The organism is Streptomyces sp. NPDC039736 (assembly GCF_055596485.1).
Genome location: NZ_JBVIUQ010000011.1, coordinates 194,188 through 214,891 on the forward strand (window position 1 = coordinate 194,188; position 20,704 = coordinate 214,891).

Consider the following 20,704-nt stretch of genomic DNA (forward strand, 5'->3'; position numbering starts at 1 on the left):
CGCCCGGAAGCGGCTTTTCTCCAACGGGTGCGCCCCCGAACGCAGAAACGGCCCCCCGGCCGCCTGGGCCGGAGGACCGTCACGGGCCGGGACGCGTCAGTCGCGCGCCTCCGCCAGGAGCTTCTGGATGCGCGACACGCCCTCGACGAGGTCCTCGTCGCCCAGCGCGTACGACAGCCGCAGGTAACCCGGGGTGCCGAAGGCCTCGCCCGGGACGACCGCGACCTCCACCTCCTCCAGGATCAGCGCGGCCAGCTCGACCGAGGTCTGCGGGCGCTTGCCGCGGATCTCCTTGCCCAGCAGCCCCTTCACCGACGGGTAGACGTAGAACGCGCCCTCCGGCGTCGGGCAGACGACGCCCTCGATCTCGCTCAGCATCCGCACGACCGTCCTGCGCCGGCGGTCGAAGGCGGCGCCCATCTCCTCGACGGCGTCCAGCGGCCCGGACACGGCGGCCAGCGCCGCGACCTGCGCCACGTTGGAGACGTTCGAGGTGGCGTGCGACTGGAGGTTGGTCGCGGCCTTCACGACGTCCTTCGGGCCGATGATCCAGCCCACCCGCCAGCCGGTCATCGCGTACGTCTTCGCCACGCCGTTGACCACGATGCACTTGTCGCGCAGCTCGGGCACGATCGCCGGCAGCGAGGTGAACCGCGCGTCGCCGTAGACCAGGTGCTCGTAGATCTCGTCGGTGAGGACCCACAGCCCCTTCTCGTGCGCCCAGCGGCCGATGGCCTCGGCGTCCGCCTCGCTGTAGACCGCGCCGGTCGGGTTGGACGGGGACACGAAGAGCACGACCTTCGTACGCTCCGTGCGCGCCGCCTCGAGCTGCTCGACGGAGACCCGGTAACCGGTCGTCTCGTCGGCCACGACCTCCACCGGCACACCGCCCGCCAGCCGGATCGACTCGGGGTAGGTCGTCCAGTACGGGGCCGGGACGATGACCTCGTCGCCCGGGTCGAGGATCGCGGCGAAGGCCTCGTAGATGGCCTGCTTGCCGCCGTTGGTGACCAGCACCTGGGAGGCGTCGATCTCGTAGCCGGAGTCGCGCAGCGTCTTGGCGACGATCGCGTTCTTCAGCTCGGGGAGCCCGCCCGCCGGGGTGTAGCGGTGGTACTTCGGGTTCGAGCAGGCCTCGATCGCGGCCTGGACGATGTAGTCCGGGGTCGGGAAGTCGGGCTCGCCCGCGCCGAAGCCGATCACCGGGCGTCCGGCGGCCTTGAGGGCCTTCGCCTTCGCGTCCACGGCAAGGGTGGCGGACTCGGAAATTGCACCGACGCGGGCGGAGACCCGGCGCTCGGTCGGAGGGGTAGCAGCGCTCATGAGCCCCATCGTCCCAGACCCCCGGGGGCCCTCGTACAGGGGTTTCACAGACTGGTCGGCGCCCCGTCCGGCCCCTTTCTGTTCGACGCCGGGCCCCGGAGCACGTACACTCACCTGTCGTTGGCCCACAGCAGCCCGTCTCCGCCGAGCGCACTCCGTGCACTCGACCGGATGCGGTAGGTTGGGGGAACCACAAAGGGTCGTAGCTCAATTGGTAGAGCACTGGTCTCCAAAACCAGCGGTTGGGGGTTCAAGTCCCTCCGGCCCTGCTACACACTCCTTCGCCAGGATGTGTGCGCATGTACGTACTTCTCTGCATTTGTCGTGCGGCTCCACCGGGCGCGGCACGGCCACGACCCGGAATCAGGTGAGTAGCGTGACGGACGCCGTGGGCTCCATCGACATGCCTGATGCCCAGGACGAGGTGTCGAAGAAGGCACGCAAGGGCGGCAAGCGGGGCAAAAAGGGCCCGCTGGGCCGCCTTGCTCAGTTCTACCGCCAGATCGTCGCCGAGCTGCGCAAGGTCGTCTGGCCCACTCGCAGCCAGCTCTCGACGTACACCACGGTCGTCATCATCTTCGTCGTGATCATGATCGGCATCGTGACCGTGATCGACCAGGGCTTCGCCGCAGCCGTGAAGTACCTCTTCGGTTAAAGCAGTACTCGCGTAGGGCGCCTGCCACGGGCGCCCCTTTCGCGCGTTCCAACCATTTTGTATCCAGGAAGAAGCAGCCACCGTGTCTGACCCGAACCTGAACGACGCCGGCGAGCCGACGGTGGGCGCCGTCGAGTCCGTTGAGGACGAGACCGCCATCGTTGAGGCGGCGGACGCTGTGGAGCCCGACCAGGCCGAAGCTGCCGACGCCGCCGCGGGCGAGCCCGCCGAGGAGGCCGCCCTCCGCGTCGAGTCCGACGAGTCCCCCGACGACGCGGCCGTCGCCGTCGCGGAGACCGACGAGGACGCCGCTGCCGCCGAGGCCGCTGCCGAGGCCGACGGGACCGACGCCGAGGCCGAGGAGATCGCCGAGGCCGAGGAGGCCGAGGAGCCCTCCGAGTCCGAGCCGGTGGACCCGATCGCCGCGCTCCGCGAGGAGCTGCGCCTGCTGCCCGGCGAGTGGTACGTCATCCACACGTACGCCGGTTACGAGAAGCGCGTGAAGGCCAACCTGGAGCAGCGCGCCGTCTCCCTGAACGTCGAAGAGTTCATCTACCAGGCCGAGGTGCCGGAAGAGGAAATCGTTCAGATCAAGAACGGCGAGCGCAAGAACGTCCGTCAGAACAAGCTCCCGGGCTACGTGCTCGTGCGCATGGACCTGACGAACGAGTCCTGGGGCGTCGTCCGCAACACCCCCGGCGTCACCGGCTTCGTGGGCAACGCCTACGACCCGTACCCGCTGACCCTGGACGAGATCGTCAAGATGCTCGCCCCGGAGGCCGAGGAGAAGGCCGCCCGCGAGGCCGCCGAGGCCGAGGGCAAGCCGGCGCCGGCCCGCAAGGTCACCGTCGAGGTCCTGGACTTCGAGGTCGGCGATGCGGTCACCGTCACCGACGGCCCGTTCGCCACGCTGCAGGCCACGATCAACGAGATCAACGCCGACTCGAAGAAGGTCAAGGGTCTCGTCGAGATCTTCGGCCGCGAGACTCCGGTCGAGCTCAGCTTCGACCAGATCCAGAAGAACTGACGCCAACCAGGCACTTCTGAACAAGAGCTTCCGAACAGGTCGGATCGGGCTGCCAAAGCCGGTCTGACCTGCTCGGTTTTTAGCCGCACGTCTATACCCGTTATCGTTGTGCGGTATGCCTCCATCCGGATGATCGGATGGTCGGCCGAAACTCTCACTAGGACCCGGAGAGAGCAATGCCTCCCAAGAAGAAGAAGGTCACGGGGCTTATCAAGCTCCAGATCAACGCGGGCGCCGCCAACCCGGCCCCGCCGGTCGGCCCGGCGCTCGGTCAGCACGGCGTCAACATCATGGAGTTCTGCAAGGCCTACAACGCCGCGACCGAGTCGCAGCGTGGCATGGTCGTGCCGGTGGAGATCACGGTCTACGAGGACCGCTCCTTCACCTTCGTGACGAAGACCCCGCCGGCCGCCAAGCTGATCCTCAAGGCCGCAGGTGTGGACAAGGGATCGGGCGAGCCCCACAAGACCAAGGTCGCCAAGCTCACGGCCGCCCAGGTCCGCGAGATCGCCACGGTCAAGCTCCCCGACCTGAACGCCAACGACCTGGACGCCGCCGACAAGATCATCGCCGGCACCGCCCGTTCCATGGGCATCACGGTCGAGGGCTGATCAGTCCCTTCCTCGTGCGGAAGCCCCTTTCCGTACGACAGTGGCAGGGCCACGCGCCGGCCCGCACCACGACTCCACACCTGCCACGCGGCGGAAGCCGCATGGTGAATACCTGACACAGGAGCAGCAGTGAAGCGCAGCAAGTCTCTCCGCGCTGCGGACGCCAAGATCGACCGGGAGCGCCTGTACGCCCCCCTCGAGGCCGTCCGTATCGCCAAGGACACCAGCTCGGTCAAGTTCGACGGCACCGTCGAGGTCGCCATGCGTCTGGGCGTCGACCCGCGCAAGGCCGACCAGATGGTCCGTGGCACCGTGAACCTCCCGCACGGCACCGGCAAGACCGCCCGGGTCCTGGTCTTCGCGACCGGTGACCGTGCTGCGGCCGCGGAAGCCGCGGGCGCCGACATCGTCGGCTCCGACGAACTGATCGACGAGGTGGCCAAGGGCCGCCTGGACTTCGACGCCGTCGTCGCCACCCCGGACCTCATGGGCAAGGTCGGCCGCCTCGGCCGCGTGCTCGGTCCGCGTGGTCTGATGCCGAACCCGAAGACCGGCACCGTCACCCCGGACGTGGCGAAGGCTGTCACGGACATCAAGGGCGGCAAGATCGAGTTCCGCGTCGACAAGCACTCGAACCTGCACTTCATCATCGGCAAGGTCTCCTTCGACGAGACGAAGCTGGTCGAGAACTACGCCGCGGCGCTGGAGGAAGTCCTCCGTCTGAAGCCGTCCGCCGCCAAGGGCCGCTACATCAAGAAGGCCACGCTGGCCACCACGATGGGCCCCGGCATCCCGCTGGACGCCAACCGCACCCGCAACCTCCTCGTCGAGGAGGACCCGGCCGCCGTCTGAGTCCCCTGACTCGGCGACAGCCGCGGGTTTTCGCGCACGGAAGCCGGGCCGCACCCCTCTTCGGAGGAGTGCGGCCCGGCTTTTCGCGTAGGGCGCCCCTTCGGGGGCACAAGGTCGTTCCGGCTGTCAGTGGGGTTCGATACGGTCGCGGTCAGACCGACATTCTGGGGAGTTGAGGGCACATGAACAGGGCGCTCGTACGTCGCGCAGGGCTTTCCGTGCTGGCGGCCGCCGTGCTGACCGGCGTCACCGCCTGCGGGGGCGGCACCGGCAAGCAGGCCGAGGGCGGCAAGGAGACCGTGGGCGGGAAGGCGACCGCGGGCGGCAAGGAAGAGACCCGCAGCGCCGTCAGCGTGCTCCAGGCGGCCCAGAAGAAGGCCGGGGCCGCGAACTCCGCGAAGGTCGAGAGCAACCTGTCGGTGGGCTCCGCGATGGGGACGCAGAGCAAGGGCTCGCTCCGCTGGGACGACGGCGTCACCGGTGTCATGGACCTCACGTACACCAAGGGCCAGATGGCCGAGAACCTGAAGAAGATGGGCAGCGACGGGACCATGAAGGCCCGGTACCTCCCGGACGCCTACTTCGTCGACATGGGCCCGGCCTTCGCCAAGGACATGGGCGGCAAGTCCTGGATCCGCTACGGCTACGACGACATGGTCAAGCTGATGGGCCCCAGCGGCGCCCTGCTGAAGGACCAGATGCAGAACAGCACCCCCGAGCAGGGTGTGAAGCAGCTGCTGGCCACCGGGCAGGTCAAGGAGGTCGGCAAGGAGGAGGTCCGCGGCGTGCAGGCGACGCACTACGCGGGCACGCTCGACGTCCGGAAGATGGCCGAGTCCAATTCCCAGCTCGACGCGAAGACCCTGGCAGGGCTCCGCAAGCAGCTGGAGCAGGCGGGCGTCACCACCAGCGTCATCGACATCTGGATCGACGAGGACGACGTCCTGGTCAAGAAGACCGAGCGGTCCCAGTCCAAGGCAGGACCGATCAACTCCACCGTCTTCTACTCCGACTACGGCGTGGACGTCACCGCCGAGGCCCCGCCGACGGCCCGGACGGTCGACTTCAAGGACCTGATGAAGAAGCAGCAGCAGCCGAAGGCCTGACGGGGCCGGGACCCGGCCGGCCGGCTTCCGGGACCGCACCGCGGCCCGGGCCGTCCGGCCGATTTGCCTGATCCCGACACCGTCGCGTACTCTTCCGAGGAAGCCAAAGACCGCTGGTCGTTGCTGCGTGCTCGTTCGAGGGCGTGGTGGCCGAAGGATCCGCTAGAGACACGCGGACGACCTGCGCAGGTGTTCGTGGAAAGTTCCCGGTTCATTCTGGTTGAGCTCAGCCCCGTGCGCTTGCGCCGGGGCGTTTTCGTTTTTACAGCCCCTTCTGAGCGGTCCTCATCACCCGGAAGGAGGCCGACGCTCTATGCCGACGCCCGACAAGGCTGCCGCGGTAGCCGAGCTCGCGGACCAGTTCCGCAGCTCGAACGCCGCCGTGCTGACCGAGTACCGGGGTCTCACCGTGGCGCAGCTCAAGACGCTGCGTCGTTCCCTCGGTGAGAACGCCCAGTACGCCGTGGTGAAGAACACGCTGACCAAGATCGCGGCCAACGAGGCCGGGATCACTTCGCTGGACGACCAGTTCACTGGTCCGACGGCGGTTGCCTTCATCACCGGTGACCCGGTGGAGTCGGCGAAGGGTCTTCGTGACTTCGCCAAGGAGAACCCGAACCTCATCATCAAGGGCGGTGTCCTTGACGGTAAGGCGCTGTCCGCCGATGAGATCAAGAAGCTCGCGGACCTCGAGTCCCGCGAGGTTCTGCTCGCCAAGCTGGCGGGTGCCATGAAGGGCAAGCAGACTCAGGCTGCGCAGCTCTTCCAGGCGCTTCCGTCGAAGTTCGTCCGCACCGCGGAGGCGCTTCGCGTCAAGCTCGAAGAGCAGGGCGGTGCCGAGTAACTCGGCTCGCGCAATGGTCGTAGCCCGCTAGGGAGACGACCGCAGCGGGCCGACAGTACGCCCGCCGACATTTACATCCGGCACCTGCCGACTTATTGGAAGGACGCCATCATGGCGAAGCTGTCCCAGGACGACCTGCTCGCGCAGTTCGAAGAGATGACCCTCATCGAGCTCTCCGAGTTCGTGAAGGCCTTCGAGGAGAAGTTCGACGTCACCGCCGCCGCGGCCGTCGCCGTCGCCGGTCCGGCCCAGGGTGGCGGCGACGCCCCCGCCGCCGAGGAGCAGGACGAGTTCGACGTCATCCTCACGGGTGCCGGCGACAAGAAGATCCAGGTCATCAAGGTCGTGCGTGAGCTCACCTCGCTGGGTCTGAAGGAGGCCAAGGACCTCGTCGACGGCGCTCCGAAGCCGGTCCTCGAGAAGGTCACCAAGGAGGCCGCCGAGAAGGCCGCCGAGTCCCTCAAGGGCGCCGGTGCGGCCGTTGAGGTCAAGTGACCTCCTGAGTCTCTGACTCTTTTCGCCGGAATGCGCCGCGAGGTGTAACGCCGGCACAGCCAAGGGCGATCATCCAATTGGGTGGTCGCCCTTCGGCGTTCCCGTGGCGGCTGTGCGCATCACTCCGTGACGAGTAGGGTGATCTTCGTCGTGCGCCCCGCAGACGCGCTGTGCGCCCGTCGTACGCCCCTGGGGCGGTCCGGCGGGCCGAGGCTCCGAGGGGGCGGGGGCCTTGACGAACGGCACGCAGCGCGCAATTCTCAGGACGCGTCGCCACATCGATCCGACTCCGAGGCATGGATCGGCGGCGCGCAGGGCAGTAATGAGGTGCGTTCGCAGGGCGCGAGGGCTCGCCCGAGGCACAGGACGACGGCAGGACGCACGGCAGGCGCAACGTAATTCGTGACAGTGGCGTTGAGAAGAACAAAGAGGCTGATGAGGGTCCCCAAAAACCCGCTCTGGACATCAGTGGGCCAAGTGGCTACACTGACCCTTTGCGCTGCCTGTTAGCTGCCTCCTGCCCGTCACCAGGGGCATGCCCACTGTCTGGCCACTGAGGAATGAACCGCCCTGATCTGGGCTTTTCTGTCTCCGTGTCCATGTGGGACCGGTACGCGCGTAGTGAGTCCGAGCCCTCGGAAGGACCCCCTCTTGGCCGCCTCGCGCAACGCCTCGACCTCCAATACGAACAACGGCGCAAGCACCGCCCCGCTGCGCATCTCCTTTGCAAAGATCAAGGAGCCCCTCGAGGTTCCGAACCTCCTCGCGCTGCAGACCGAGAGCTTTGACTGGCTGCTCGGCAACGCCGCTTGGAAGGGTCGCGTCGAGGCCGCTCTCGAGAGTGGACAGGACGTCCCCACGAAGTCCGGTCTGGAAGAGATCTTCGAAGAGATCTCCCCGATCGAGGACTTCTCCGGGTCGATGTCGCTGACGTTCCGCGACCACCGTTTCGAGCCGCCGAAGAACTCGATCGACGAGTGCAAGGAGCGCGACTTCACGTTCGCCGCCCCGCTCTTCGTCACCGCCGAGTTCACCAACAACGAGACCGGCGAGATCAAGTCCCAGACGGTCTTCATGGGCGACTTCCCGCTCATGACCAACAAGGGCACCTTCGTCATCAACGGCACCGAGCGTGTCGTCGTGTCGCAGCTGGTCCGCTCGCCGGGTGTCTACTTCGACTCCTCCATCGACAAGACGTCCGACAAGGACATCTTCTCCGCCAAGATCATCCCCTCCCGGGGCGCCTGGCTGGAGATGGAGATCGACAAGCGCGACATGGTCGGTGTCCGCATCGACCGCAAGCGCAAGCAGTCCGTCACCGTTCTCCTGAAGGCTCTCGGTTGGACGACCGAGCAGATCCTGGAGGAGTTCGGCGAGTACGAGTCCATGCGCGCCACCCTGGAGAAGGACCACACCCAGGGCCAGGACGACGCGCTGCTCGACATCTACCGCAAGCTGCGCCCGGGCGAGCCGCCGACCCGTGAGGCCGCTCAGACGCTGCTGGAGAACCTCTACTTCAACCCGAAGCGCTACGACCTCGCCAAGGTCGGCCGCTACAAGGTGAACAAGAAGCTCGGCGCGGACGAGCCGCTGAACGCCGGCGTGCTCACCACCGACGACATCATCGCCACCATCAAGTACCTGGTGAAGCTCCACGCGGGCGAGACCGAGACGGTCGGCGAGTCGGGCCGCGACATCGTCGTCGAGACCGACGACATCGACCACTTCGGCAACCGCCGTCTGCGCAACGTCGGCGAGCTCATCCAGAACCAGGTCCGCACGGGCCTGGCGCGGATGGAGCGCGTCGTCCGCGAGCGCATGACGACCCAGGACGTCGAGGCGATCACCCCGCAGACCCTGATCAACATCCGCCCGGTCGTGGCGTCGATCAAGGAATTCTTCGGCACCTCGCAGCTCTCGCAGTTCATGGACCAGAACAACCCGCTGTCGGGTCTGACGCACAAGCGTCGTCTCTCGGCGCTGGGTCCCGGCGGTCTGTCCCGTGAGCGGGCCGGCTTCGAGGTCCGTGACGTGCACCCGTCCCACTACGGACGCATGTGCCCGATCGAGACGCCCGAAGGCCCGAACATCGGTCTGATCGGTTCGCTGGCCTCGTACGGCCGCGTCAACGCCTTCGGCTTCGTCGAGACCCCGTACCGCCGCGTCACCGAGGGTGTCGTCACCGACGAGGTCGACTACCTGACGGCCGACGAGGAAGACCGCTTCGTGATCGCCCAGGCGAACGCGACCCTCGGTGAGGACATGCGCTTCACCGAGTCGCGCGTCCTGGTCCGCCGCCGTGGCGGCGAGATCGACTACATCCCGGGCGACGACGTCGACTACATGGACGTCTCGCCGCGCCAGATGGTGTCCGTCGCGACCGCGATGATCCCCTTCCTGGAGCACGACGACGCCAACCGCGCGCTCATGGGCGCGAACATGATGCGTCAGGCCGTGCCCCTGATCACGTCCGAGGCGCCGCTCGTCGGCACCGGCATGGAGTACCGCTGCGCGGTCGACGCCGGTGACGTCATCAAGGCGGAGAAGGCGGGTGTGGTCCAGGAGGTCTCCGCGGACTACGTCACCGTCGCCAACGACGACGGCACGTACACCACGTACCGGATCGCCAAGTTCTCCCGCTCGAACCAGGGCACCTCGGTCAACCAGAAGGTTGTCGTGGACGAGGGCGCCCGGGTCGTCGAGGGCCAGGTCCTCGCCGACGGTCCCGCCACCCAGCAGGGTGAGATGGCGCTCGGCAAGAACCTCCTCGTCGCCTTCATGCCGTGGGAGGGTCACAACTACGAGGACGCCATCATCCTGAGCCAGCGGCTCGTCCAGGATGACGTGCTCTCTTCGATCCACATCGAAGAGCACGAGGTCGACGCGCGTGACACCAAGCTCGGCCCGGAGGAGATCACCCGGGACATCCCGAACGTCTCCGAAGAGGTCCTCGCCGACCTCGACGAGCGCGGCATCATCCGCATCGGCGCCGAGGTCGTCGCCGGCGACATCCTCGTCGGCAAGGTCACGCCCAAGGGCGAGACCGAGCTGACGCCCGAGGAGCGCCTGCTCCGCGCGATCTTCGGTGAGAAGGCGCGCGAGGTGCGCGACACCTCGCTGAAGGTGCCGCACGGCGAGATCGGCAAGGTCATCGGCGTCCGCGTCTTCGACCGCGAAGAGGGCGACGAGCTGCCCCCGGGCGTGAACCAGCTCGTCCGCGTCTACGTGGCCCAGAAGCGCAAGATCACCGATGGTGACAAGCTCGCCGGCCGTCACGGCAACAAGGGCGTCATCTCCAAGATCCTGCCGATCGAGGACATGCCGTTCCTGGAGGACGGCACCCCGGTCGACATCATCCTGAACCCGCTCGGCGTGCCGTCCCGAATGAACCCGGGACAGGTCCTGGAGATCCACCTCGGCTGGCTCGCCAGCCGCGGCTGGGACGTCTCCGGGCTGGGCGAGGAGTGGGCCCAGCGCCTGCAGGCCATCGGCGCCGACCGCGTCGAGCCCGGCACCAACGTCGCCACCCCGGTGTTCGACGGCGCCCGCGAGGACGAGATCACCGGTCTCTTCGAGGCCACGATCCCCAACCGCGACGGCGACCGTCTGGTGCAGCCCTCCGGCAAGGCGCAGCTGTACGACGGCCGCTCCGGCGAGCCGTTCCCGGACCCGATCTCGGTCGGGTACATGTACATCCTCAAGCTGCACCACCTGGTGGACGACAAGCTCCACGCGCGTTCGACCGGCCCGTACTCGATGATCACGCAGCAGCCGCTGGGTGGTAAGGCGCAGTTCGGTGGTCAGCGCTTCGGTGAGATGGAGGTGTGGGCGCTGGAGGCTTACGGCGCCGCGTACGCCCTCCAGGAGCTCCTGACGATCAAGTCCGACGACGTGACCGGCCGCGTGAAGGTCTACGAGGCCATCGTCAAGGGCGAGAACATCCCGGAGCCCGGCATTCCCGAGTCCTTCAAGGTGCTCATCAAGGAAATGCAGTCGCTCTGCCTCAACGTGGAGGTGCTGTCCTCGGACGGCATGTCCATCGAGATGCGCGACACGGACGAGGACGTCTTCCGCGCGGCGGAAGAACTCGGTATCGACCTGTCCCGGCGCGAGCCGAGCAGCGTCGAAGAGGTCTGACGGGCCGGCCGGGGGTCTCCGTCACACGAGACCCCCGGCCCTCCCCGGACCCGTTCAGACCATTTGAAGTGCCCACTCATCTCGCGCACAACGCGAGGGGCTCGAACCCCCGAAAGAGGGATTGACGACAAGTGCTCGACGTCAACTTCTTCGACGAGCTGCGGATTGGCCTCGCCACCGCGGACGACATCCGGACCTGGTCCCACGGCGAAGTGAAGAAGCCGGAGACCATCAACTACCGCACGCTCAAGCCCGAGAAGGACGGACTCTTCTGCGAGAAGATCTTCGGTCCGACCCGGGACTGGGAGTGCTACTGCGGCAAGTACAAGCGTGTCCGCTTCAAGGGCATCATCTGTGAGCGCTGCGGCGTCGAGGTCACTCGCGCCAAGGTGCGCCGTGAGCGGATGGGCCACATCGAACTGGCCGCGCCCGTCACGCACATCTGGTACTTCAAGGGCGTTCCCTCGCGCCTCGGCTACCTGCTCGACCTCGCGCCGAAGGACCTCGAGAAGGTCATCTACTTCGCCGCGTACATGATCACCTTCGTGGACGAGGAGCGCCGGACGCGCGACCTGCCCTCGCTGGAGGCGCACGTCTCCGTCGAGCGCCAGCAGGTCGAGAACCGCCGCGACTCCGACCTGGAGGCCCGCGCCAAGAAGCTCGAGACGGACCTCGCCGAGCTGGAGGCCGAGGGCGCCAAGGCCGACGTGCGCCGCAAGGTGCGCGAAGGCGCCGAGCGCGAGATGAAGCAGCTCCGTGACCGCGCCCAGCGCGAGATCGACCGCCTCGACGAGGTGTGGAACCGCTTCAAGAACCTCAAGGTCCAGGACCTGGAGGGCGACGAGCTCCTCTACCGCGAGCTGCGTGACCGCTTCGGCACGTACTTCGACGGCTCCATGGGCGCGGCCGCTCTGCAGAAGCGCCTGGAGTCCTTCGACCTGGAGGAGGAGGCCGAGCGCCTCCGCGAGATCATCCGGACCGGCAAGGGCCAGAAGAAGACCCGTGCGCTCAAGCGCCTCAAGGTCGTCTCCGCGTTCCTGTCGACCAGCAACAGCCCCAAGGGCATGGTGCTGGACTGCGTCCCGGTCATCCCGCCGGACCTGCGTCCGATGGTGCAGCTCGACGGTGGCCGCTTCGCGACCTCCGACCTGAACGACCTGTACCGCCGCGTCATCAACCGCAACAACCGCCTGAAGCGGCTTCTCGACCTCGGCGCCCCCGAGATCATCGTGAACAACGAGAAGCGCATGCTTCAGGAGGCCGTCGACGCGCTCTTCGACAACGGCCGTCGTGGTCGCCCGGTCACGGGCCCCGGCAACCGTCCGCTGAAGTCGCTGTCCGACATGCTCAAGGGCAAGCAGGGCCGCTTCCGTCAGAACCTCCTCGGCAAGCGTGTGGACTACTCCGCGCGTTCCGTGATCGTCGTCGGTCCGCAGCTCAAGCTGCACCAGTGCGGTCTGCCGAAGGCCATGGCGCTGGAGCTCTTCAAGCCGTTCGTGATGAAGCGCCTGGTGGACCTGAACCACGCGCAGAACATCAAGTCGGCCAAGCGCATGGTCGAGCGCGGCCGCACCGTCGTCTACGACGTCCTCGAAGAGGTCATCGCGGAGCACCCGGTGCTGCTGAACCGCGCGCCCACCCTGCACCGCCTCGGCATCCAGGCCTTCGAGCCGCAGCTCGTCGAGGGCAAGGCCATCCAGATCCACCCGCTCGTCTGCACCGCGTTCAACGCGGACTTCGACGGTGACCAGATGGCCGTGCACCTGCCGCTCTCCGCGGAGGCGCAGGCCGAGGCCCGCATCCTGATGCTGTCCTCGAACAACATCCTGAAGCCGGCCGACGGCCGTCCCGTCACCATGCCGACCCAGGACATGGTGCTGGGCCTGTTCTTCCTCACCACCGACGAGGAGGAGCGCAAGGTCATCGGCGAGGGCCGGTCCTTCGGCTCCACCGCCGAGGCGATCATGGCGTTCGACGCCCGGGAGCTCTCGCTCCAGGCGAAGGTCGACATCCGCTTCCCCGTCGGCACCGTCCCGCCGCGCGGCTGGACCCCGCCGGTCGCCGAAGAGGGCGAGCCCGAGTGGCAGACCGGTGACCCGTTCCGTCTCCGTACGACCCTGGGCCGTGCGCTCTTCAACGAGCTGCTGCCCGAGGACTACCCGTTCGTCGACTACTCGGTGGGCAAGAAGCAGCTCTCCGAGATCGTCAACGACCTGGCGGAGCGCTACCCCAAGGTCATCGTGGCGGCGACGCTCGACAACCTGAAGGCGGCCGGCTTCCACTGGGCGACCCGTTCGGGCGTCACCGTGGCCATCTCCGACGTCGTCGTGCCCGAGGCCAAGAAGGCCATCGTCAAGGGCTACGAGGAGCAGGACGAGAAGGTCCAGAAGCAGTACGAGCGCGGTCTGATCACCAAGGAAGAGCGCACTCAGGAGCTCATCGCGATCTGGACCAAGGCGACCAACGAGGTCGCCGAGGCGATGAACGCGAACTTCCCCAAGACGAACCCCATTTTCATGATGGTTGACTCGGGTGCCCGAGGAAACATGATGCAGATGCGTCAGATCGCCGGTATGCGTGGTCTGGTGTCGAACGCCAAGAACGAGACGATTCCGCGTCCCATCAAGGCGTCCTTCCGCGAGGGCCTGTCCGTGCTCGAGTACTTCATCTCGACGCACGGTGCCCGTAAGGGTCTCGCCGACACCGCCCTGCGTACCGCCGACTCGGGTTACCTGACCCGTCGTCTGGTGGACGTCTCGCAGGACGTGATCATCCGCGAGGAGGACTGCGGCACCGACCGCGGCCTCAAGCTGAAGATCGCGGAGAAGGGCGCCGACGGCATCCTCCGCAAGACCGACGACGTCGAGACCAGCGTCTACGCCCGCATGCTGGCCGAAGACGTGGTCATCGACGGCAAGGTCATCGCGCCTGCCAACGTCGACCTCGGTGACGTGCTCATCGACCAGCTCGTGATGCACGGCGTCGAGGAGGTCAAGACCCGCTCGGTCCTGACCTGCGAGTCCGCGGTCGGCACCTGTGCCTTCTGCTACGGCCGCTCGCTGGCCACCGGCAAGCTCGTCGACATCGGTGAGGCGGTCGGCATCATCGCCGCCCAGTCCATCGGTGAGCCGGGTACGCAGCTCACCATGCGTACCTTCCACACCGGTGGTGTGGCCGGTGACGACATCACCCAGGGTCTGCCCCGTGTCGTCGAGCTCTTCGAGGCTCGTACGCCCAAGGGCGTCGCCCCGATCTCGGAGGCCAAGGGCCGCATCCGGATCGAGGAGACCGAGAAGACCAAGAAGATCGTCGTCACCCCGGACGACGGCAGCGAGGAGACGGCGTTCCCGATCTCCAAGCGCGCCCGTCTGCTGGTCGGCGAGGGCGACCCGGTCGAGGTGGGCCAGAAGCTCACCGTCGGTGCGACCAACCCGCACGACGTGCTGCGCATCCTCGGTCAGCGCGCGGTCCAGGTCCACCTGGTCGGCGAAGTCCAGAAGGTGTACAACAGCCAGGGCGTGTCGATCCACGACAAGCACATCGAGATCATCATCCGGCAGATGCTCCGCCGTGTGACGATCATCGAGTCCGGCGACGCGGAACTGCTGCCGGGCGAGCTCGTCGAGCGCTCGAAGTTCGAGACCGAGAACCGTCGTGTGGTCACGGAAGGCGGCCACCCGGCCTCCGGCCGTCCGCAGCTGATGGGTATCACCAAGGCCTCGCTGGCGACGGAGTCCTGGCTGTCGGCCGCCTCCTTCCAGGAGACGACCCGAGTCCTGACGGATGCGGCGATCAACGCCAAGTCCGACAGCCTCATCGGCCTCAAGGAGAACGTCATCATCGGTAAGCTCATCCCGGCCGGTACGGGCCTGTCCCGCTACCGCAACATCCGGGTCGAGCCGACCGAGGAGGCCAAGGCCGCGATGTACTCGGCCGTCGGCTACGACGACATCGACTACTCGCCGTTCGGCACGGGCTCCGGCCAGGCCGTTCCGCTGGAGGACTACGACTACGGTCCGTACAACCAGTAAGAGCGTGTAGCGGTACGTACGAAGGGCGCCTGCCCCGCTTCCGAGCGGGGGAGGCGCCCTTCGGCGTGGGTGGGGGCGGGTCAGCGCTCCCGTGTTTCGAGGTACGGGCGCAGCCGGTGCAGCCTGGTCGCCGTGTTGGCGCGGGTGGTGAGGAGGCGTACCACCAGAGAGGGCCGCCGACCGCGGAACCGGCTGTTCCGGTCCGCGAGTTCCCGTTCGATCGACCGTTCCAGTACGGAGGCGAGCTGCGGCCCGTAACCGAGCACCGCCGCGTGCCGGTCCGCCCGGTACTCGGCGCGGCGCGCGGTGGCCCCGAGCACGAACGGACCCGCCAGCAGTGCGAGCGGCAGCCCCCAGGTGGCGAGGGTCAGCGCCCCGAAGGCCAGCAGCAGCACCAGTACGGCGGTGAGGCGCTGGGAGCGGGCCAGGTCCTTCCGTCGCAGCCAGGCGTGCAGCAGCACCCGGCGCAGCCCCGAGGCGAGCGCCCGTGCGGGCATCCCGTACCAGCGGCCCAGCGGGGCGGCCCAGGAGTGGCCCTCGCGCTGATGGCCCAGCTCATGGGCGAGGACGGCGGCCAACTGGCCGTCCGGCAGGGAGCGTACGGCCTGGCGGGTGACGGCGACGATCCGCCGGCCGGTGGCGAACGCGGTCAGCTCCCGGCTGTCCTCGATCCACAGCGCATACCCCCTGCCGTCCACCCCGGCGCGGGCCGTGACCTGGGCCCAGAGCGGTCGCAGGCGGTCGAGTTCGCGGCCCGAGGGGTGCTCCAGGCGCAGCAGGTAGCGGGCGAGCAGGGTTTCCGAGGACCGGCGGAAGACCAGCAGCCCCGCGCCGGCCCACAGCGCGAGCGGCAACCAGCCCAGCCCGCCCAGCAGGAGAGAGGAGAGCCGGCCGATGAGCAGGGCGCTGCACACGGCCCAGGGGAGCTGCGTCAGGAGCTGGCAGACGGCCGTGGCGTCCATGCGACGCTCCCGGGAGGACAGCCGCAGCCGTGACGCGGCGGCCGCCCCGGGCCCGGCCGGGGGTCGCCGGGGCCAGGGGTCCGGACGGGCCGCGTACGGGACCGGTCCGGGCGGGAAGCCGTCCTCGGCCGCGTCGTCCGCCTCCGTGCCCGCGAACCCGGGCGCGGGCGGCGGGCCCGGGTGCCTGCGGCGCTCCCACGGGCCGGGGGGCTCCGGCCCGTCCAGCAGGTCCCGCAGCCGCGCGAGCAGCGTGTGCGCCTCCTCGTACCGGCTTTCGGAACGGGGCGGCTCCCCGTCGTCCTGACGGTCGCCGTACGAGGACGGACGGCGGCCCGCACCGGCCGCGCGGCGTCGGCGCCCGGCCCGGTCGGGGCGCCCCGGGCCGTCCTCGGGATCCGGGGGCGCGGCGCGGGAGCGGAGCTTCTCCGACAGGTGGGTCACGTCGCGCAGGACCGGGGGCTCCGGGTACCGGGGGCCTTGCGGGGGCTCGGGTGCGGAGGTCACGGGGACTCCTCGGGGGCGGGTTTCTCCGGCTCGGGCAGCGGCCCGAGTGCTTCCGGGCGGGCCTGGGCGAAGGCGTCCTCCAGGAACTGGAGCAGCCGCTTCTTGGGACCCTCCAGCTGGTACGCCTCCACGCCGGGGCCGGTGACCAGTTCCTTGGCGACCGCGTACTGGCTGCGCACCAGCTCCCGTTGTTCCTGAGAGAGGTTCTGGACTGCCAGCAGTGCGTCCTCGGGGTGTTCCGCGAGGTGGAAGGCCCAGGCGGTGACGCCTCCCCTGCGCAGGTGTTCCTGGTAGTACGCGATCTTCTGGTCCCGGTAGTGGCGCAGGGCGCGCTCGTGTTCCTCGCGCAGCACCGCCAGGTCGTGCGCCTGGTGCCGTTCCCGTACGGCTGCCGCGTGCCGGGCGGTGGGCTCGTCGACGGACAGCCGGATGTCGCAGCGGACGGTGATGCCCTGTTCGGCGCCGAGCGGCCCGGCCAGTCCGAGGGCGGCGCGGGCGGACCGTTCCGCGTCCCGGGCCCGGTGCACGGGGTGGGCGGCGGCCACCGGGCGGAGCGTGCGCACCAGAGCCCGGTGCAGCAGCTCGGGAACGTCGCGTTCACCGGAGACGACGAAGGCCGCCGGGTCCGTCACCCGCCACTCGAAGTCCGCTTCGGCGACGAAGGAGAAGGACTCCTGGTCACTGGGCAGCTCCAGTTCCTTGCTCGCCCGCTGGACACCCGTGTCCACCTCGTACACGGCGGTGAACCGGCCGCTGGCTATGTCGGCGCGGGTGGGGCGCGCAGGGGGCACGAACGACCGGTAGTGGTGGTCGGTGGTGGCGAACACCAGCGCGTGGTCCGCGCCCACGGGCAGCCGCTTGGTGGCGTACTCGTACCGGCCCAGGGTCCGCACGCTCAGTACCGGATCGGTCAGCTCGGTGTGGCGGGAAGGGGGTTCGGGCGACCAGGCCCGCTCGTCGGGCGCGGGTCCCCACGGCTCGCCGGGGTCCCAGGGCTCCGGCTCGTCGGACGCCGCGTACGGCCACCCGGGCGGGAAGTCCTCGTCGTCCTCCCGGAGCCCGCCGTGCCACGGAAAGTCGTTCCGCCGCCACTGGTTCGGCCGCCACCGGAGGATGCTCACGAGATCACCGCCAGGTCCGTCGCCGGTCGCTGCCCGACCAGGCGCAGCAGCCGGTCGGCGACCTCCGGGGGCGGCCCGCCGTCCTCCCCCGGCATGGTCCGCAGCAGATGGGTGACCCGCAGCCACCCCCGGTCGGTGGCGGTCAGGGCGGGGAGCAGCGTGCGCAGCGCCGCCTCGGCGGAGGGCTGCCGGTCGGCCTGGAGCACCCAGGAGCGCAGGGCGGCGAGCGCCTCACCGGTGCGGTCGGCGTCCTCCAGCGTGCCGTTCCACAGCGCGGCGAGGTCGCGGGTCGCCTGCGGGGAGGTGCGGTCCTGTCGGGCGTACCGGTCGAGCAGGCTCGCTTCCGCGTCCGCGGTCCCCAGCGACGCGCACGCCTTCAGGAACGCCTCGGCTGTCAGGGCGCGTACGGCGGGGCTGCCGTCGCCGAGCAGTCCGGCCAGCTCGTGCACCATGCTCGACGCGCGGCCCGCGGTCAGCAGGAGCGCCGCCGAGTCCGCCAGCTCCCGCAGTTCGTCCTCCTCGCACTCGGGGTCGCGGGCCCGGCCGACCACCGAGGCCAGGGCCCGCGGCGCGAGCTCGGGGCGCAGGCCCGCCAGCAGGGCCCAGGCGCGGATGCCGGTCCAGCGCCGGCCGGGGCGGTCCAGGTCCGTGCACCACTGGTCAAGGAGGTGGCGTACCGCGGAGACCCCCAACAGGTCCGTCAGGACCAGGGAGTTGGCCGCCGTCAGCCTGTGGGCGTACGACGCGGAGTCCGCCCAGGGGGTGATGAGCAGGCCCACACAGGACGACAGGTCCGCATGAGCGAGAGCGGCGCTCGCCGCGGCGGCCCGGGTGCGCACCAGCGCACGGCCGTCGTCGGCGAGCCGGCGCACCCACTCCACCAGCGCGGGACGGGTGGAGGGCTGCCGGGTCCACGCCTCAGTGAGCAGAACGGGGGCGGTCAGCTCGTTGGCGTACCGGGCCATCGCCTGGGGAACCGGACCCCACTCGGTGGCCTCCTCGCCCTCGTACACCAAACCCCGTGCCTGCTCCAGCCGTTCGGAGGGCGCGGGGCCGAACACCGGCACCCGTGGGTGCGTGCCCGGGTCCTCCGTCCGCTGGAGCCGTACGTAGAGCGGGTCGGCGAACTCGCCGGCCAACGGGTAGGGGGCGTCGTCGAACACGGCGAGGGAGAGCAGGAAGCTCTTGTCCCGCAGGCTCAGCTCGGTACCGCCGAACCAGGCGCGGACCTGCTCCTCCACGGTGGCGCGTCCGAACTCGGCCAGCGCGGATGCGGGGACCGTGCCGCGGTGGTGGCCGACGACCAGCGGGGCGAAGGCCGCCGCCTCGCCGATCAGCCGGGCGCCGTCGAGGAAGTCGCGCACCGGCTCCTGGGCCATCAGCGTGCCGGCGGTCTCCTCGTCGGTGAGGTGCCGCAGGTGGGCGCGGAGCGTGTCCGCCAGCGGGGGCGGTTCCCAGGGGAGGGGGGAGATGCCCTGGTGCAGGGGGGCGGACGGACTCGTGGTGATTACGAGGTGACTGCCGTACTCGGTCAACTTCTCGCGCAGTGCCAGCAGTTGGGCGTCCGTGAACGGGCGGGAGCGGCTGATGGCCAGGTCGCAGGCGAGATGCCCGGTGTCCTCGGTGAGCCGCTCCCCGAGGGCGAGCGGTGAGCTGCCCGGGTCCAGGGCCCGTACCGACCGGGTCCCCAGCCGGTGCAGCAGCATCGTCGCGGCGGCCCGGCGGCCGGTCGCGTGCGCGCCGGTGAGGATCAGCACCCGCTCCTCGCGGAGGCGCCGCAGGGCGGGGGCGAAGCAGGGGCTCTCCTGGTACGTGGCGGACAGTGCGGCCAGCCGTTCGGCGGGGACGGCGCCCGAGGCGTGCCGGGGGCCGTCGGGGGAGGTGTGGTGGTGGATCTGGGTGCGGAAGCTGACCGCGCCGTGAAAGGTGCCGCCCGCGATGCCGGACTGCTCGCCGCCGACGAGGGCGCCGCCGAAGGAGGGGGACCGGCCGAGGATGAACCCGGGTGTGTGGTCGACGAGTTCGCGCCGGGCGGCACGGGCGTTCTGCGGCTGCTCGGGTGGAGCGGCGCTGTCCTGCTGGTCGGGGGCGGACTGCTGGTTCTCCTCGGGGGGTTCCTGGCCGGGGGCGGCGGGCGGCACCTCGGGGCCCTGCGCCCGGCCGGGGGCGGCGGCGCTCACCGGGAGCCGCCCGGGTTCAGGTCGCCGAAGGTGATGGGGGCGGTGAAGGTGCCGCCCGCGATGCCGGTCTGGTTGCCGTGGACGTAGGCCCCGCTGGCCGTGCCGGGGGGCTCGGCCTGGGGTTCGCCCGTCGGCGCGGGGGAGGGCGGCGCGGCGTGCCCTCCGGGAGCCGGGGTTCCGCCTTCACCGGCCGGGACGGGCCCGTACAGCCATGCCTCCATCGCCCCGTTCTTCCCGTCCAGCACCACCGGGTGGAACTTCTCGGCCGGGATGCCCGGGTGGTTGTGCCGCACGATGCCCCGGTGGACCGGGTCCGAGACGCACAGGGCGAAGTCGTCCTCGCTGCGCTTCAGGGCCTTGCGCAACTCGTCGGCGTCGAGCAGGCGGCAGGCGAAGTTGAGGTCGGCGCCCACCCAGCCGTTCTCGTCGATGGCCACGTATCCGGTGGCGAGGACGGCACGCAGCCTGATCTGGGCGCTGGTGGATGCCTTGCGGTTGGTGGCACGGAGCTGGATCGGGGTCTCGCTCAGCAACGCCCGGAGCAGATCGATCAGCGAGGTGTTCGCGTCGATCAGCTCCATCACGGAGTCACCCCGGTCGGCGCGCAGCCGACGGGTGGCGTCGATGCCCGCGGCGATCAGGGTGCGGTCGGTGATCTCGTACAGCATCCGCCGCAGATAAGCCTGTTCGACGTCGTCGCGGTCGCTGTAGCGCTCGATGTCGAGGAGCAGGATGTTCCGGCTCAGCGGCGGCTGCGGCTGGTGGGCGGGGACCTTCTTCGGGGTCGTTCCCTTGGGTGTCATGCACGGCAGAGTGGCCCGCCGGAGCGTGTCGGAGTGAGGGCGGATGACGCTGT

General features: G+C 69.2%; 14 protein-coding genes and 1 tRNA gene. 10 read left to right on the plus strand and 5 right to left on the minus strand.

All coding sequences use genetic code 11. From position 1 onward, the window contains the following. Positions 1-96: 96 nt before the first annotated feature. The gene (locus tag ACZ56L_RS29900) at positions 97-1,323 is read right to left on the minus strand and encodes a pyridoxal phosphate-dependent aminotransferase (RefSeq protein WP_345228964.1); all 1,227 of its coding nucleotides are present in this window, start codon (positions 1,321-1,323) and stop codon (positions 97-99) included. Positions 1,324-1,519: 196 nt separating this feature from the next. Between ACZ56L_RS29900 and ACZ56L_RS29905 the strand changes: the two genes are divergently transcribed. The 10 genes from ACZ56L_RS29905 to ACZ56L_RS29950 all read left to right on the plus strand — a co-directional run bounded on the left by ACZ56L_RS29905 (position 1,520) and on the right by ACZ56L_RS29950 (position 15,081). After that, a tRNA-Trp gene (locus ACZ56L_RS29905) sits at positions 1,520-1,592 on the plus strand. Between the two features lie 107 nt (positions 1,593-1,699). Then, positions 1,700-1,978: a preprotein translocase subunit SecE gene (gene secE / locus ACZ56L_RS29910; RefSeq protein ID WP_345228963.1), complete on the plus strand. Its 279-nt coding sequence runs from the start codon at positions 1,700-1,702 to the stop codon at positions 1,976-1,978. 82 nt (positions 1,979-2,060) lie between these two features. Continuing rightward, a complete protein-coding gene (gene nusG / locus ACZ56L_RS29915) occupies positions 2,061-3,005 on the plus strand; it encodes a transcription termination/antitermination protein NusG (RefSeq protein ID WP_468686395.1) in 945 nt (314 codons plus the stop codon). Between the two features lie 176 nt (positions 3,006-3,181). Next, a complete protein-coding gene (gene rplK, locus ACZ56L_RS29920) occupies positions 3,182-3,616 on the plus strand; it encodes a 50S ribosomal protein L11 (protein ID WP_185027986.1) in 435 nt (144 codons plus the stop codon). 129 nt (positions 3,617-3,745) lie between these two features. Then, positions 3,746-4,468, plus strand: coding sequence for a 50S ribosomal protein L1 (gene rplA / locus ACZ56L_RS29925; RefSeq protein WP_189821124.1), 723 nt, complete (start codon positions 3,746-3,748; stop codon positions 4,466-4,468). Positions 4,469-4,650: 182 nt separating this feature from the next. Continuing rightward, the gene (locus ACZ56L_RS29930) at positions 4,651-5,574 is read left to right on the plus strand and encodes an SCO4651 family lipoprotein (RefSeq protein WP_401756790.1); all 924 of its coding nucleotides are present in this window, start codon (positions 4,651-4,653) and stop codon (positions 5,572-5,574) included. 313 nt (positions 5,575-5,887) lie between these two features. Then, positions 5,888-6,418, plus strand: a complete 531-nt coding sequence (rplJ, locus tag ACZ56L_RS29935) for a 50S ribosomal protein L10 (protein WP_189821122.1) — start codon at positions 5,888-5,890, stop codon at positions 6,416-6,418. A 111-nt stretch (positions 6,419-6,529) separates the two neighbouring features. Beyond that, positions 6,530-6,913, plus strand: a complete 384-nt coding sequence (gene rplL, locus ACZ56L_RS29940; protein WP_345228960.1) for a 50S ribosomal protein L7/L12 — start codon at positions 6,530-6,532, stop codon at positions 6,911-6,913. 651 nt (positions 6,914-7,564) lie between these two features. Next, positions 7,565-11,050, plus strand: a complete 3,486-nt coding sequence (rpoB, locus tag ACZ56L_RS29945; RefSeq protein WP_345228959.1) for a DNA-directed RNA polymerase subunit beta — start codon at positions 7,565-7,567, stop codon at positions 11,048-11,050. A 131-nt stretch (positions 11,051-11,181) separates the two neighbouring features. Further along, positions 11,182-15,081, plus strand: coding sequence for a DNA-directed RNA polymerase subunit beta' (locus ACZ56L_RS29950; RefSeq protein WP_345228958.1), 3,900 nt, complete (start codon positions 11,182-11,184; stop codon positions 15,079-15,081). A gap of 80 nt (positions 15,082-15,161) precedes the next feature. Here the strand turns inward: ACZ56L_RS29950 and ACZ56L_RS29955 are convergent, their stop codons facing one another. The 4 genes from ACZ56L_RS29955 to ACZ56L_RS29970 are packed head-to-tail and all read right to left on the minus strand — an operon-like array spanning position 15,162 to position 20,651. After that, positions 15,162-16,547, minus strand: a complete 1,386-nt coding sequence (locus ACZ56L_RS29955; protein WP_471067491.1) for a M48 family metalloprotease — start codon at positions 16,545-16,547, stop codon at positions 15,162-15,164. Further along, a complete protein-coding gene (locus tag ACZ56L_RS29960) occupies positions 16,544-17,668 on the minus strand; it encodes a PE-PGRS family protein (RefSeq protein WP_471067494.1) in 1,125 nt (374 codons plus the stop codon). Before ACZ56L_RS29960 ends, ACZ56L_RS29955 begins: the two co-directional genes overlap by 4 nt. After that, positions 17,665-19,848 carry a hypothetical protein gene (locus ACZ56L_RS29965; RefSeq protein WP_468686399.1) on the minus strand — a complete coding sequence of 728 codons (2,184 nt, stop codon included), beginning with the start codon at positions 19,846-19,848 and terminating at the stop codon, positions 17,665-17,667. The genes ACZ56L_RS29960 and ACZ56L_RS29965 overlap by 4 nt, the downstream gene beginning before the upstream one ends. Then, a complete protein-coding gene (locus tag ACZ56L_RS29970; RefSeq protein ID WP_471067497.1) occupies positions 19,845-20,651 on the minus strand; it encodes a hypothetical protein in 807 nt (268 codons plus the stop codon). The genes ACZ56L_RS29965 and ACZ56L_RS29970 overlap by 4 nt, the downstream gene beginning before the upstream one ends. Positions 20,652-20,704 lie beyond the last annotated feature (53 nt).

Coding starts and splice junctions, on each gene's coding strand:
- rplJ (WP_189821122.1), top strand. CDS start 5,888: ATGCCGACGCCCGACAAGGCTGCCGCGGTAGCCGAGCTCGCGGACCAG.
- ACZ56L_RS29900 (WP_345228964.1), bottom strand. CDS start 1,323: ATGAGCGCTGCTACCCCTCCGACCGAGCGCCGGGTCTCCGCCCGCGTC.
- ACZ56L_RS29930 (WP_401756790.1), top strand. CDS start 4,651: ATGAACAGGGCGCTCGTACGTCGCGCAGGGCTTTCCGTGCTGGCGGCC.
- ACZ56L_RS29970 (WP_471067497.1), bottom strand. CDS start 20,651: ATGACACCCAAGGGAACGACCCCGAAGAAGGTCCCCGCCCACCAGCCG.
- rplL (WP_345228960.1), top strand. CDS start 6,530: ATGGCGAAGCTGTCCCAGGACGACCTGCTCGCGCAGTTCGAAGAGATG.
- rplK (WP_185027986.1), top strand. CDS start 3,182: ATGCCTCCCAAGAAGAAGAAGGTCACGGGGCTTATCAAGCTCCAGATC.